Below are 13,460 nucleotides of genomic sequence, written 5' to 3' on the forward strand. Positions count from 1 at the left end.
GGCCGCCCGTCGAGGCGGCCTTTTCTTTGTCGGCCATGTCCGCTAATCCGGCACTCTCGGCTATGGAAAGCGACAAGCCATGAACATGCTGGCAGACATCGAAACAGTTGAACCGATTGCTGAAGGCGGCTTCCATCCGCTGTTTGCCGACGTGCCGTCTTCCGTCGAGTTCAACAAACTGCGTAAGCGGCTGTTGCGGTTGACCCGCCAGGCGGTCGAGGATTTCGCCATGACGAGGCCCGGCGACCGTTGGCTTGTCGCTTTGTCCGGCGGCAAGGATTCCTACGGCCTGCTGGCCGTGCTGCTCGATCTCAAATGGCGCGGGCTACTGCCGGTCGAGCTGCTGGCCTGCAATCTCGACCAGGGCCAGCCGAATTTCCCGAAGCACATTTTGCCCGATTACCTCGATGCGCATCGCATTCCCCATCGCATCGAGTATCAGGACACCTATTCGGTGGTCACCGACAAGCTGCCTCAGGGCAGCACCTATTGCTCGCTGTGCTCGCGGCTGCGGCGCGGCCATCTCTATCGCATCGCGCGCGAGGAGGGCTGTTCGGCGCTGGTGCTCGGCCACCACCGCGAGGACATTCTCGAAACCTTCTTCATGAATCTATTCCATGGCGGCCGCCTTGCCGCCATGCCGCCAAAGCTGCTCAATGACGACGGTGACATCATGGTGCTGCGGCCGCTGAGCTACTGCGCCGAGGTCGATCTGGAAAAATTCGCGGCCGCTATGAAATTCCCGATCATTCCCTGCGATCTCTGCGGCAGCCAGGAAGGCCTGCAGCGCAACGCCATGAAGGCGATGCTGGACGACATGGAAAAGCGCATGCCGGGCCGCAAGGACACGATGCTGCGCGCGCTGTCCAACACCAGGCCGTCGCATCTGCTCGACAGAAAGCTGTTCGACTTTGCCGCCCTCAATGGCAGCCTCAGCACAGGACAAGACATTTCCGATGATATTTGACGACCAAGCGATCGACTGGCTGGCCGAGCTTCTCGCCGATGCAGCCAGGGCCGAAATCATGCCGCGCTTCCGCCGGCTGGGTGAGGGCGACATCAGACAGAAGACCTCGGCTGCCGACCTGGTGACCGAGGCCGACATCAACGCCGAGCGGCTGATCACGGCCAGGCTGCGCGAGCGCTATCCCACGGCGATGATCGTCGGCGAGGAAGCCTGTTCCGACAATCCGGCGCTGCTTCAGGGGCTCGGCGATGCCGACCTCGCCTTCGTCGTCGACCCGGTCGACGGCACCTTCAACTTCGCCTCCGGCGTGCCGCTCTTCGGCGTCATGCTGAGCGTCGTCGTCAAGGGCGAAACCGTCGCCGGTATCATCCATGACCCCGTAGGCCGGGACTGGCTAATCGGCGCCAAGGGCGCCGGCAGCCATATCCGCCATGCGCATGGCGCGCTGGAGACGGTGCATGTCGCCGATGCCGTGCCGATCTCGCAGATGACCGGCTCCGTCTCCTGGCAATATCTGGCGGAACCGCAACGCTCGCTCCTGGCGCGCAACCAGACCAAGACCCTGTCGCAGTTCGGCTATCGCTGCGCGGCACATGAATACCGTCTTCTGGCCAGCGGCCATGCCCATTTCGTCGTCTACAACAAACTGATGCCGTGGGACCATCTGGTCGGTGTGCTGATCCACGCCGAGGCCGGCGGCTACACCGCGCGGATCGACGGCAGCGCCTATCTGCCCTCGCATATCGACGGCGGCATTCTTGTCGCCCCGGACAAGGAAAGCTGGCAGGAGTTGCGCAGGGAACTCTGGGCGCAATAATCGGTCCAACTGCTGGTAGAGGCTTTCGTCAAGTATATTGGCTCTGTTATAGTGTCCAATCTCTCGCGAAGTCGGAAGCTGCGAAATGAAACATCGGTCCGCAATTGTTGCAACGGCGCTTGCACTTGCCTTGGCCGCCGCTGGCGCCACTGAGGCAAGATCGCAGGAACGCGCGTGCGGCAGTCGCGATCCCGTCGATACCATAGACGAGATGTTTTCCGCGATCTTTGCCTGTTGGCAGCCGCCGCCTGGAAGTGCTGGCATGACCCTGACGCTGAGTTTCTCAATTCGCAAAAACGGCACGCTGATGGGCAAACCGCGCGCCACTTTCTCCCATATGGGAGATGATGCCTCGCTCAACCGGGTCTTTGTGTCATCCGTGCTCGAAGCTCTCGACAAGGCTCTGCCGATGCCTCTTTCGGACAGCATGGGTGGCGCCATCGCAGGGCGCCCGCTGTTCCCTCGTTTCACGGCAGTGATTGGCGGCGCATCCTGAAACGCGTCGCTTGAAGGTGGCTGCGGTCTGAGACAAATAAAACTCGTAGCGCAGAACAGTTGCTCAATGCAGGTCGGTGACGTGCCCTGAAATGGGTGGGTTGTGCGGCTGGAACATCTTGCCGCGCTCGGCGATCAGGATCATCAGGAGGGCCGCGACCGAGACGCTGCAGAAGCCGGCGGCAAGCGGCGTCACCGTGCCGTTGAAGGCCTGGCCGATCAGCGTGCCGAGGATGCCGCCGAGAAAAGTCTGCATGAAGCCCAGGATGGACGAGGCGGTGCCCGCCAGTTGGCCGAGCGGCTCCATCGCGAGCGCGTTGAAATTGGCGCCGAGCGCGCCGAACGGGAGCATCGCACTGGCGAAGAAGGTGATGAACAGCCAGAGTGGCATCTTCATTTGAAGCGAAACGGTGAGCCAGGCAAGGCTGATCACCAGGAACAACAGCAGTGCGCTCTGCGACAGGCGGCGCATGCCGATGCGGCCGACCAGGCGCGAGTTGAGGTAGTTCGAAAAAGCGAGAACGCCGGCGACACCCGCGAAGATGACAGGAAACAATTCGCCGACATGAAAAATGTCGACATAGATCTGCTGTGCGGAGGCGATGAAGCCGAACATGGCGGCGAAAATGAAGGTGCTGGCAAAGGCGTAGCAAAGCGCCATTCGGTTGGTGAGCACGATGCGGAAACCACCGACGACGGATGAGACTGTCAGCGGCCGGCGGTACTCCGGATGCAGCGTCTCCGGCAGCCGCAGCAGCGACCACGCCGACACGATCAGCGCTCCGACGGCCATGGTGACGAAGATCCAGTGCCATGTTGCGAACAGCATGATGAACTGGCCGATCCCAGGCGCGATCACCGGGATGGCCATGAACACCATGAAGATCAGAGACATCACCTCGGCCATGCGCCGACCGTCGAACGTGTCGCGCACGATCGAGACGGCGATGACGCGGGTCGCCGCCGCACCGATGCCTTGCACCAGCCGGCACAGCAGCAGGACGGCGAATGACGGGGCGATGGCGGCAGCTGCCGCCGCCACGACATAAATCGCCAGCCCGGCAACGAGCGGCGCGCGGCGCCCGAACCGGTCCGAGATCGGTCCGAAGAAAAGCTGTCCGCCACCGAAGCCCAATATATAGGCGGTGATCACATACTGGCGGTGGTTTTCATTCTCAACGCCAAGCGTGGCGCCGATTTGCTGCAGTGCCGGCAGCATGATGTCGATGGCCAGCGAGTTCAACGCCATCAGTGCCGCGCACAGCGCGATGAATTCCCAGCGCGGAATAGGCAATTTGCGTGCCTGTTGCGGCGCTTTTGCTGGCTGGTCCACGGCGGGTCCGATCTTCAAAACGAATATGCGCCGGCATGCCGGCGCATAAGTTCGTCCTCACTCCGATAGGGGGAGGTAACATTTTGCCGGGGCGGGGCTTGCCCCGTCTCAACTCAGAATCAGGCTGTCGCTTTGACGCTGACGCCCTTGTCGACGAGCAACGTCTGCAACTCGCCCGCCTGGAACATTTCGCGGATGATGTCGCAGCCGCCAACGAATTCGCCCTTGACGTAGAGCTGGGGGATCGTCGGCCAGTTCGAATATTCCTTGATGCCCTGGCGCAGTTCGGCCGAGGTCAGCACGTCGACGCCCTTATAGTCGGCGCCGATGTAATCGAGGATCTGGACGACCTGGCCGGAAAAGCCGCACTGCGGAAAACCGGGCGTGCCCTTCATGAAAAGGACGACGTCGTTGCCCTTCACTTCGCTGTCGATGTAGTCGTTGATGCCGCTCATGAGATATCCTTTCACGCCTGTGGGAGTCAGGCTCGAAGCATAGCCATCAAATAAACCCATAGATGGGCCGAAACAAGATGTTTGCGCCGCCGTCGCGGAAATGGCGCAAAGGATCGCCTGTCTTGGGCCAAGCATCCGAGCCGATTGCAACCTTCGGAACATGATGAAAAGACGATATGGCGCCGCCCTTCCGATCGCCATCCTGCTGGCGGCGATTGCCGTTGTCTGGTGGCCGAGACGCCCGGAGCCGCCGCCGCTGGTCATTGGCGGTGACCTGCCCGCGCCTTGCCGGAATGTCGCCTTCGAGGCGGTGACCTATGTCGTTTGCGAGATCGATCTTCGCGCCGACAGCATCGGTGTTTTCCACGCCGGCGCCGATGGCAAGCCTTTTGGTTCGCTCGAAGCCTTCGACAAGGCTGTTGCGGGCGAGGGGAGGCCGGTGCTGCTCGCCATGAATGGCGGCATGTATCACGAGGATTTGTCGCCGGTCGGGCTCCTGGTCGAGGACGGCAGCGAAAAGTCACGGCTCAATCTTGCCGACGGCGAAGCCAATTTCTTCCTGAAACCGAACGGCGTTTTTCTGGTGGGCAAGGACGGCAAGGCGGCTGTCATGGAAAGCAACGCCTATGCGGTCACCAAACGCGATGTTGCCTTCGCCACGCAGTCCGGCCCGATGCTGGTGATCAATGGCAAGATTCACCCACGCTTCGAGCCGAACGGAACCTCGCGCTACATCCGCAACGGCGTCGGCGTGCGCGATGAAAACACCGTTTTGCTGGCGATCTCGCGGTCTGAGGTCAGTTTCGGCAGCTTTGCGCGGCTGTTTCGCGACGCGCTACAATGCCGCAACGCGCTGTTCCTCGACGGCGCGGTCTCCGCGCTGTCGGATGGGAAAAGAATGATCGTCGGCGGAAAATACCCGGCGGGCCCGATCATCTCAGTGTCGGCGAAGCCGATCACGTCAGTGTCGGCGAAGCAGCCGCAGAAACAGTAGGCCAGTCTGGCTTCAGTCCGGCACGCTGGTCTGCAGGGCCAGCGCGTGCAGCACGCCGCCCATATTGCCCTTCAGCGCATCATAGACCATTTGGTGCTGCTGGACGCGGCTCTTTCCGCGGAAGCTTTCGGCCACCACTTCGGCTGCATAGTGATCGCCGTCACCGGCGAGGTCGCGGATCGTCACCTTGGCGTCCGGAATGCCGTCCTTGATCAGTTTTTCGATGTCGTGGGCATCCATTGCCATGGCAAAATCCTGTTCTGGGCGGCTAGGCACGAGTGACTCGCACGGCAGCCTAAAGCCTTTCTGGTCCGGGTTGAAGCCGTTCTGTCGGCGACGCAGTGTCTAAGTGCCATCCTGCCGCGGGTGAACCACACCATCTTCGGTAATGTCGTCGCGGGTCGAGAACCCCCGGCCAAGGCTGAACACCAGGACATAGAGCGGGATGTTGAGCGCCAGGTTGATGATCGGGAGATAGCTGGTCATCTGCCACAGGGGCGAAAAGAATGGTTGGCCATTGCCGTCGCAGATCAGCGATGAGCCGTATTCCCACAGCGCGCCCGTAATGACCGCAACGGCAAAGAGGTTGATGCAGGTGGCGACATGCCTTGCGCGCGCCGGGTTCGGCAAAAGGCGGCTCCACAGCACCAGGCAGACGATGGGGATCGCGTAGATCAGGCTTTGCAAGGCCAGCATCGGCAGTGTGCCATTGGCCGCCTCAAGGAACTGTTCACGCCTTTCCAGCAGCGGACAGACCTCGCTCGAGGTCGTCGACAGCAGGAAAAAGACGAACGGCCCGAGGAACCAGAAGAAGAACAGCGACGGCCAGAAGACGACTGCGATCAGCGTCCGGGCTGCCAGGCTGGTCAAATGGACTTGTCCATGAAGTTCGGGAACCAGCCTTCGTGGGCGGCAGTCAATTCGCTGACCGGGATCGCCCTGGCATCGCCGAGCTTCAGTTCGTTTCCACCGGTCGAGCCGATCCATGGCGCAAAGATGCCGAGCTTGCTCTGTTCCTCGCGGATGGCGTCCCATTCCTTGCTCTGCGGATCGACGGACAGCGTCAGCAGGTAGCGGCCCTGGTCTTCGCCGAACCAGACCGGGATCGGGTCGGTGCCGGCGAGCCCCGGAATTGTGGCGCCTATGCCGGACGCCATCGCCATCTCGGCCAGGGCTATCGCCAAGCCGCCATCGGAAAGGTCATGCGCCGCGGTCACGACGCCCGACGCGATCAGCGCGCGCACGTGGTCGCCGACGCGCTTTTCATGGGCGAGGTCGACGGGTGGCGGCGGCCCGTCGGTCCGACCGTGAATGTCTCTGAAATAGGCGGACTGGCCGAGATGGCTGCCCCAGCTTGGGGGCGCGCCGACCAGCAGGATCATCTGGCCCTCGGCGGCAAAGCCGATACGGGTCATCTTCGACCAGTCGGCAATCAGCCCGACGCCGCCGATGGTCGGCGTCGGCAGGATGCCCTGGCCGTTGGTTTCATTGTAGAGCGAGACATTGCCCGACACGATCGGGAAGCCGAGCGCGCGGCAGGCATCGCCAATGCCTTTCACCGCGCCGACCAGTTGGCCCATGATCTCAGGCCGTTCCGGATTGCCGAAATTGAGGTTGTCCGTCGCCGCCAGCGGCAGCGCGCCGGTGGCGGTAAGGTTGCGCCAGCATTCGGCCACAGCCTGCTTGCCGCCTTCATACGGGTCGGCCTCGCAATAGCGCGGCGTCACGTCGGAGGAGAAGGCGAGCGCCTTGGTCGGATGGCCTTCGACGCGCACAACGCCGGCGTCGCCGCCCGGAAGCTGCAGCGAATTGCCCTGGATCAGCGTGTCGTACTGCTCCCACACCCACCGGCGCGACGACAGGTCCGGCCCGCCGAGCAGTTTCAACAGCGCATCGGCGACATCGGCCTTCGGCGCATCGCCGGCGGCAAGCGCCGCAGGCTTCTTCGGCTCGACCCAGGGGCGGTCATATTCCGGCGCCTTGTCGCCAAGGTCCTTGATCGGCAGATTGGCGACCTCGTCACCCTGGTGAATGACGCGGAAGCGCAGATCGTCGGTGGTCTTGCCGACAATGGCGAAGTCGAGGCCCCATTTGTGGAAGATCGCCTCGGCTTCCTTTTCCTTCTCGGGGCGCAGCACCATCAGCATGCGCTCCTGGCTCTCCGACAGCATCATCTCATAGGCGCTCATGCGCTCTTCGCGCACCGGCACCTGGTCGAGGTGAAGCTCGATGCCGAGGTCGCCCTTGGCGCCCATCTCGACCGCCGAACAGGTGAGGCCGGCCGCACCCATGTCCTGGATGGCGATGACGGCGCCGGACGCCATCAGCTCAAGGCAGGCTTCGAGCAGGCATTTTTCGGTGAAGGGATCGCCGACCTGCACGGTCGGGCGCTTCTCGTCGATCTTGTCGTCGAACTCGGCCGAGGCCATCGTGGCGCCGCCGACGCCGTCGCGGCCGGTCTTGGCGCCGAGATAGACGACCGGCAGGCCGACGCCCTTGGCTTCCGACAGGAAGATCGCATCTGTCTTGGCGAGGCCGGCGGCAAAGGCGTTGACCAGGATGTTGCCGTTGTAGCGGGCGTCGAAATTGACCTCGCCGCCGACGGTCGGCACGCCAAAGGCGTTGCCGTATCCTCCGACGCCGGAAACCACGCCGCTGACCAGGTGCCTGGTCTTGGGATGGTCCGGTGCGCCGAAGCGCAAAGCGTTCATCGCCGCAATCGGCCGCGCGCCCATGGTGAAGACGTCGCGCAATATGCCGCCGACGCCGGTCGCCGCACCCTGGTAGGGCTCGATGTAGGAGGGATGGTTGTGGCTCTCCATCTTGAAGACGACGCAGTCGCCATCGCCGATATCGACCACGCCGGCATTCTCGCCCGGACCCTGGATGACCTGCGGCCCGGTGGTCGGCAGCGTGCGCAGCCATTTCTTCGAGGATTTGTAGGAGCAGTGCTCATTCCACATCGCCGAGAAGATGCCGAGTTCGGTAAAGCTCGGTTCGCGCCCGACCAGATCGAGGATGCGCTGGTATTCGTCGGGCTTGAGCCCATGCGCGGCTATGAGTTCCGGGGTGATCGGCACGGAATTAGAAATGGTCATGGGCGGCGATTGGTGTCCATGGGAGAGGGAATTTGAGTCCCTCATATCGCAAGCTTTGGCGTGATACACCCCATCGGATGACGAAAAACGCCGGAAAACACAAGGCGACGATGGTAGCGGGGCGCCGTTGGGGAACGCTATGGCATCCCGGCCGTTAGGCCTCAAACCAATCAGGAGATTTCGACATGGCCACCAAGCAAGGCAAGAAAGACAATCGCCTCTCCGACAAGGAGGCCATGCATATTGCCGAGACCACCGACGTTTCGCCCAAGCAGGCCAAGGACCTGGCCGAGAAGCACGGCAAGGACAAGGGCGCGAAGGAAGCCAAAAACTTCAAGGCAGAGGGCTGAACCTGAGATCGGTACGCAGGGGCACGGTTTGGCGCCAACGATTCAGGACGACCTGTCGTAGCCGGCGCGGCCTTCCTCCAGCAGCCGCCGGATCACCGCGACGCCGCCGGTGATGTCCTCGCGCCGCCTTGGCTGCGAGACGCCGAAACGCACGCCGTGAAAAACCTGCTCGGAACGCCCCGCCTTGAACTCGTCCTCGTCGTCGAGGAGCACGCCATTTTCGAGGCATGCGCTCCTGAACGTGCCGGACAGCCAGGGATCGGGCAGCGTCAGCCAGACGAAGGGCACGCTGCCGTGTGACTTGAAGGCGAAACCCGCCAGTGTCTCGCGCACGATGGCGATGCGGGCGGCAATTTCGGCAATGCTGCGTTTGCGGATATCGCCAGCCTGCCCAGACAGCACCAGCCGCGCATTCACCTCCGCCAGCAGGAACGGCATCCCGCCGGTCATCATCTTGTGGGCGACGCGGATGCGATGGCGATAGGCGGGCGGGCAGGAGAGCCAGCCGCCGCGAACACCTGCCGCGACCGATTTCGACAGACCGCCGGCGACAATGGTGCGCTCGGGTGCATATTCGGCGATGAGCGGCGTCGGATCTTCGGTCAGGCCGCCATAGAGATCGTCCTCGATGACGATGACATTGTACGCGCGCGCGACACGAGCGATCGCCTCGCGGCGCGAAACCGACAGGATCGCCAACGTCGGGTTCTGCACCGTCGGCATCAGGAAGATCATCTTCGGGTGCTTTTGCGCGCAGACGCGTTCGAAATCCTCGGGATCGAGGCCTTCTTCGTCCGATGCCACCAGTGCTATGCGCCGCCCGATCAGCCCGGCGCTGCGGGCGATCTGCGAATAGGTGAGGTGCTCGAAGGCGACATAGTCGCCCGGTGTGGTCAGTGCCGCAATCGCCGCCATCACCGCGGCATGTGTGCCAAGCGTGGGAACGATGGTGTCGGCCGCCGGACGGAACGAATTGCGCGACAGCCAGCGGGCGCCGGCCTCGAACCAGCGCTCCGGAAAATCCCTGGTGTAGCTCGAAATCTCGTGCGGGTGATCCTGCACCGTGCGCGAGAGCATGTCAGCGACAATGGCGCCCTGGCCGATGTCGGGCGCGGCAGTGCTGTCGAAACGCAGCTTGCCGGGCGGTGCATCGACATAGCGCGTGCCTTGCACGGCCGGCTCGGCGAATTCGGGTGACGCCGCTTCCGATTGCTGCGCCAGCACATAGGTCCCGCGTCCGACTTCGCCGCTCACCAGCCCGCGTTCGCGCAGCAGCTGATAGGCCCGGCCGATCGTGCCGACCGTCGTGCCGATGTCATAGGCGAGATCGCGCTGCGGCGGCAATTTTGCCCCGGCATCGATAACGCCCTTGTCGATGTCCGATTCGATGCTGTCGGCAAGGCGCTGGTAAAGCGGGCCGGAACCGATGGTGAGGTCAGGGAGCCAATTTGTCATGGTGACAATTCTGTATATTGCACCAGATCGGGTGTCAATGCATATCAGAACCGTACCAAGATGGGTACAATTTGCAAGGTTGGCAGAAAAACAATGGATACAATCGAGACAATCCGCTGCGCCGGCATTGAATTGGTCGGGCCGTCCAGCCGGCGAGGCTTTGTCGGCCGGATCGTGCATGTGGTCAGATCGCTGGCGCGATGGATCGAAGCGTTGATCGAGCGCCGTCGCGGCCGCCTGGCCTTGCTGGAAATGACCGACGAGCAGCTCAGGGATATCGGTGTTTCGCGTGGCGACGCCTACCGTGAAGGGATCCGACGGCTCTGGGACTGACCCGGAGCCGGTTCGTCAACGACGGGTGCGCGGAGCCCTGAGGCGTGAGACGCCCCTATCGGCAAGCACGGCGAGGATGCACAGCACCAGGAAAACACCGGTGACGGCCAGCGCCGCAAGGGCGACGCTGGCCGCGCCGTTTTTCGCAACGTCGAGGAACGGGTAGGGCACTTCGCCTGCGATCGGTGCGCGCGCCAGCGCATAGGCGAGATAGGCGATCGGAAAGGCCATCCACCACGAAATGTCGCTCCAGCGTGTCCTGCCGTCAGCGCCTGCAACAAGCCACCACAGCACGAACAGCACCGGCGTCACATAGTGCAGCAGCACGTCACAGAGCAGGAACAGCCCCTGCGGCTGCCAGAGCTGCGCCAGAACTGTCGCGTAGACGATGAAGACCAGGGCGATGGAAGCCGCCACGCCCGCCCGCATCCGCGGCCCGGCAAAGGCCGGCAGCCAGGCGTAGCCCGAAGGCGACAGCAGCGAGACGTGGACCAGCACTGCACCGATGTTGGTCAGGATGGTGAAGAAGCTGAACAGAAAGACGATGGAGCCGAGAAAACTGCGGCCGGCTTCCATCGATGCCGGGATGGTGATGCACGCTTGCAGGACAAGCCCGGCCAGACCGATGATCAATCCCGCAAACTGCAGGAAGCGGCCCATGGCGTCAGGCGGCCGCGTTGCAGGAGGGGTTGCCCGTTTGCCAGCGCGCAATGTCGGATCCGATGCGCGCGCCGAGCGGATCGTCCATCAGCGGACCGAACACGTCGACGCGGCTGGAATTGCCTTGCGCCTGGACGACCAGCAGCGGCTTGCCGCCATAATGCTTGGCCGGCACCAGCAGGAAGCGGGGCGTGCCGCTGAACGAATTCAGCTCATTGGCCATCTGATAGGATTTGAAGGCGGGATCCTTGCTGGCGATCCAGCATTTGTGGGCCGATATCGCTACCTGTTCCATGGCCAGCAGCGAAGCGCTCTTGCCCGTGGGGACCGGCGCGCTCTTCGGGCTGGACTGGCAGGACGCCAACGCCAAGCCGGCAGCAGCCAGGGGACCTAGGCGAACAATCGTCAGTCTCATGGTCAACCGCCCCCGTGTTTTGAAAGGAATTCGAAGAGATATCAGGCGGCGATGCCGAGTGCGCCTTCGAACAGCGCCCGGCCGTCACTGCCGCCATGCGCGGCCTCGATCAGGTTTTCCGGATGCGGCATCAGGCCGAGCACATTGCCCTTCTCGCTGATGATGCCGGCAATGTCGTTGATCGAGCCATTGGGATTGGTGCCTTCGGCATAGCGGAACACAACCTGTCCTTCGCCCTCGAGGCGCGCAAGCGTGTCGGCATCGGCGAAATAATTGCCGTCATGATGCGCAACCGGCGTGCGGATGATTTGGCCCGGCTGATAGCGGCGGGTGAACATGGTGTTGGCGTTGGCGATCTGCAGCTTCACCTCACGGCAAACGAATTTCAGCGAAGCATTGCGCATCAGCGCGCCGGGCAGCAGGCCGGCCTCGACCAGAATCTGGAACCCGTTGCAGACGCCAATGACCATGACGCCCTTGGCGGCCTTTTCAGCGACTGCCCGCATCACCGGCATCCGCGCGGCAATCGCGCCGCAGCGCAGATAATCGCCGAAGGAGAAGCCGCCGGGAATGGCGATCAGGTCGACATCGGGGATTTCGGTGTCGGTCTGCCAGACGGTCGCCGGCGCCTGCCCGGAGATCTTGGTCAGCGCCGCAATCATGTCGCGGTCGCGGTTGAGGCCGGGGAGAAGAACGACAGCTGATTTCATATCAAGCGATCTCCACCGCGTAATTCTCGATCACCGTGTTCGCCAGCAGCTTGTCGCACATGGCTTTCAGATCGGCTTCAGCCTTGGCCTTGTCGGTCTCCGAGAGCTCGAGGTCGAAGACCTTGCCCTGCCGCACCTGGCCGACGCCGCCGAACCCCAGTCCGGACAGAGCGTGCTCTATGGCTTTTCCCTGCGGGTCGAGCACGCCGTTCTTGAGGGTGACGGTGATGCGGGCCTTGATCATGCTGGACAGGTTCCTGTTCGAAGACTTAGCAATTCCAGGAAAAGTCTGAAGCGGTTTTCCGTCCGGAATTGCGTCAAGAAATGAAGACTTAGTGCGGCTTGCCTTTGAGGCCGTCGGTCGAGGCGACGAGCACCGGGCCGGTCGGGCGCGGCGGCTCGTTCTCGTTCATGATGCCAAGGCGGCGGGCAACTTCCTGATAGGCTTCGACGAGGCCGCCCATATCGCGGCGGAAACGGTCCTTGTCGAGCTTGTCCTGCGTTGCCACGTCCCACAGCCGGCACGAATCCGGCGAGATCTCGTCGGCAACGACGATGCGCATCATGTCGCCCTCGAACAGGCGGCCGCATTCGATCTTGAAATCCACGAGTTGGATGCCGACACCCATGAACAGGCCGGAGAGGAAGTCGTTGACGCGGATGGCCAGCGCCATGACGTCGTCGATCTCCTGCGGGCTTGCCCAGCCGAAAGCGGTGATGTGCTCTTCCGACACCATCGGATCGTCGAGCGCATCGGCCTTATAATAGAATTCGATGATCGAGCGCGGCAGAACGGTGCCTTCCTCGATGCCGAGGCGCTTGGACAGCGAGCCGGCGGCGACATTGCGCACCACCACTTCGAGCGGAATGATCTCGACTTCCTTGATCAACTGCTCGCGCATGTTGAGCCGGCGGATGAAGTGGGTCGGAATGCCCATGCGGTTCAGATGGTTGAAAATATATTCGGAGATGCGGTTGTTGAGCACCCCCTTGCCGTCGATGACCTCGTGCTTCTTCTTGTTGAATGCGGTCGCATCATCCTTGAAGAACTGGATAAGTGTGCCCGGTTCCGGTCCCTCATAGAGGATCTTGGCCTTGCCTTCATAAATGCGGCGGCGATTTTTCATCTGATTTTTCTCTGGATTTGCGGGCAGGCGGCAAGCGACCAGTTCCTGTCCGTCTGCCTAAATTGGTGCGGCGACGGGTGGGGTTCAATGCCGGGTCTATCCCAATCACAGCGTTTGCTCAATCGGCAAATCCTTTCCATCGACCGCTTTCAGGAATGAAATGCCGCAGCGCAGCAAGTGATGTAGCATATTGACCGGCCCGCGCCCTTTTGGTTTGTGCTGCGGCAACACACATATCCATCGCCAACGCG

The 13,460-nt window shown here is 62.4% G+C and carries 18 protein-coding genes; 6 read left to right on the forward strand and 12 right to left on the reverse strand.

Translation table 11 applies throughout. The annotated features are described in order from the left end of the window. Window positions 1-79: 79 nt before the first annotated feature. The 3 genes from ttcA to ACYG97_RS07305 all read left to right on the forward strand — a co-directional run bounded on the left by ttcA (window position 80) and on the right by ACYG97_RS07305 (window position 2,280). Window positions 80-967, forward strand: a complete 888-nt coding sequence (gene ttcA, locus ACYG97_RS07295; protein WP_023734529.1) for a tRNA 2-thiocytidine(32) synthetase TtcA — start codon at window positions 80-82, stop codon at window positions 965-967. After that, window positions 957-1,784, forward strand: coding sequence for an inositol monophosphatase family protein (locus ACYG97_RS07300; protein ID WP_023684879.1), 828 nt, complete (start codon window positions 957-959; stop codon window positions 1,782-1,784). The genes ttcA and ACYG97_RS07300 overlap by 11 nt, the downstream gene beginning before the upstream one ends. A gap of 262 nt (window positions 1,785-2,046) precedes the next feature. Further along, window positions 2,047-2,280 (forward strand): hypothetical protein, encoded by a 234-nt coding sequence (locus ACYG97_RS07305; RefSeq protein WP_245259853.1) that lies wholly within the window; start codon window positions 2,047-2,049, stop codon window positions 2,278-2,280. A 63-nt stretch (window positions 2,281-2,343) separates the two neighbouring features. Here ACYG97_RS07305 and ACYG97_RS07310 read toward each other — a convergent pair whose 3' ends face one another. Both ACYG97_RS07310 and grxD read right to left on the reverse strand, forming a co-directional pair. Beyond that, complete coding sequence (locus ACYG97_RS07310) at window positions 2,344-3,612, reverse strand: multidrug effflux MFS transporter (RefSeq protein ID WP_023684881.1); 1,269 nt, start codon at window positions 3,610-3,612, stop codon at window positions 2,344-2,346. Window positions 3,613-3,731: 119 nt separating this feature from the next. Beyond that, window positions 3,732-4,067, reverse strand: coding sequence for a Grx4 family monothiol glutaredoxin (gene grxD / locus ACYG97_RS07315; protein WP_023669102.1), 336 nt, complete (start codon window positions 4,065-4,067; stop codon window positions 3,732-3,734). A 160-nt stretch (window positions 4,068-4,227) separates the two neighbouring features. Between grxD and ACYG97_RS07320 the strand changes: the two genes are divergently transcribed. Continuing rightward, entirely contained in the window at window positions 4,228-5,061 is an 834-nt protein-coding gene (locus ACYG97_RS07320) for a phosphodiester glycosidase family protein (protein ID WP_023734530.1), read from the forward strand. A gap of 12 nt (window positions 5,062-5,073) precedes the next feature. Here ACYG97_RS07320 and ACYG97_RS07325 read toward each other — a convergent pair whose 3' ends face one another. The 3 genes from ACYG97_RS07325 to purL all read right to left on the reverse strand — a co-directional run bounded on the left by ACYG97_RS07325 (window position 5,074) and on the right by purL (window position 8,159). Beyond that, the gene (locus tag ACYG97_RS07325) at window positions 5,074-5,307 is read right to left on the reverse strand and encodes a BolA/IbaG family iron-sulfur metabolism protein (protein WP_010909092.1); all 234 of its coding nucleotides are present in this window, start codon (window positions 5,305-5,307) and stop codon (window positions 5,074-5,076) included. Window positions 5,308-5,406: 99 nt separating this feature from the next. Next, window positions 5,407-5,931, reverse strand: coding sequence for a hypothetical protein (locus tag ACYG97_RS07330; protein ID WP_023734531.1), 525 nt, complete (start codon window positions 5,929-5,931; stop codon window positions 5,407-5,409). Next, complete coding sequence (gene purL / locus ACYG97_RS07335) at window positions 5,928-8,159, reverse strand: phosphoribosylformylglycinamidine synthase subunit PurL (RefSeq protein WP_023734532.1); 2,232 nt, start codon at window positions 8,157-8,159, stop codon at window positions 5,928-5,930. Before purL ends, ACYG97_RS07330 begins: the two co-directional genes overlap by 4 nt. Window positions 8,160-8,344: 185 nt before the next feature. Here purL and ACYG97_RS07340 point away from each other — a divergent pair, with 185 nt between their 5' ends. Further along, window positions 8,345-8,509: a hypothetical protein gene (locus tag ACYG97_RS07340; protein WP_023669098.1), complete on the forward strand. Its 165-nt coding sequence runs from the start codon at window positions 8,345-8,347 to the stop codon at window positions 8,507-8,509. Window positions 8,510-8,551: 42 nt separating this feature from the next. Here ACYG97_RS07340 and ACYG97_RS07345 read toward each other — a convergent pair whose 3' ends face one another. After that, the gene (locus ACYG97_RS07345; protein WP_023734533.1) at window positions 8,552-9,964 is read right to left on the reverse strand and encodes an aminotransferase-like domain-containing protein; all 1,413 of its coding nucleotides are present in this window, start codon (window positions 9,962-9,964) and stop codon (window positions 8,552-8,554) included. 93 nt (window positions 9,965-10,057) lie between these two features. Between ACYG97_RS07345 and ACYG97_RS07350 the strand changes: the two genes are divergently transcribed. Continuing rightward, entirely contained in the window at window positions 10,058-10,297 is a 240-nt protein-coding gene (locus ACYG97_RS07350; protein WP_023706460.1) for a DUF1127 domain-containing protein, read from the forward strand. 15 nt (window positions 10,298-10,312) lie between these two features. Here ACYG97_RS07350 and ACYG97_RS07355 read toward each other — a convergent pair whose 3' ends face one another. From ACYG97_RS07355 to ACYG97_RS07380, 6 genes are all read right to left on the reverse strand, one after another. After that, complete coding sequence (locus ACYG97_RS07355) at window positions 10,313-10,957, reverse strand: Pr6Pr family membrane protein (RefSeq protein WP_023669095.1); 645 nt, start codon at window positions 10,955-10,957, stop codon at window positions 10,313-10,315. Between the two features lie 4 nt (window positions 10,958-10,961). After that, window positions 10,962-11,372, reverse strand: a complete 411-nt coding sequence (locus tag ACYG97_RS07360) for a hypothetical protein (RefSeq protein WP_023669094.1) — start codon at window positions 11,370-11,372, stop codon at window positions 10,962-10,964. A 41-nt stretch (window positions 11,373-11,413) separates the two neighbouring features. Continuing rightward, window positions 11,414-12,082 (reverse strand): phosphoribosylformylglycinamidine synthase subunit PurQ, encoded by a 669-nt coding sequence (gene purQ / locus ACYG97_RS07365; protein WP_023684888.1) that lies wholly within the window; start codon window positions 12,080-12,082, stop codon window positions 11,414-11,416. Between the two features lies 1 nt (window position 12,083). Beyond that, window positions 12,084-12,326, reverse strand: a complete 243-nt coding sequence (purS, locus tag ACYG97_RS07370) for a phosphoribosylformylglycinamidine synthase subunit PurS (protein ID WP_023669092.1) — start codon at window positions 12,324-12,326, stop codon at window positions 12,084-12,086. Window positions 12,327-12,414: 88 nt separating this feature from the next. Next, window positions 12,415-13,209: a phosphoribosylaminoimidazolesuccinocarboxamide synthase gene (gene purC, locus ACYG97_RS07375; RefSeq protein ID WP_013532127.1), complete on the reverse strand. Its 795-nt coding sequence runs from the start codon at window positions 13,207-13,209 to the stop codon at window positions 12,415-12,417. A gap of 105 nt (window positions 13,210-13,314) precedes the next feature. Then, window positions 13,315-13,437 (reverse strand): hypothetical protein, encoded by a 123-nt coding sequence (locus tag ACYG97_RS07380; protein ID WP_280790911.1) that lies wholly within the window; start codon window positions 13,435-13,437, stop codon window positions 13,315-13,317. Window positions 13,438-13,460 lie beyond the last annotated feature (23 nt).

The sequence above is a fragment of the Mesorhizobium sp. W067 genome (assembly GCF_054719525.1).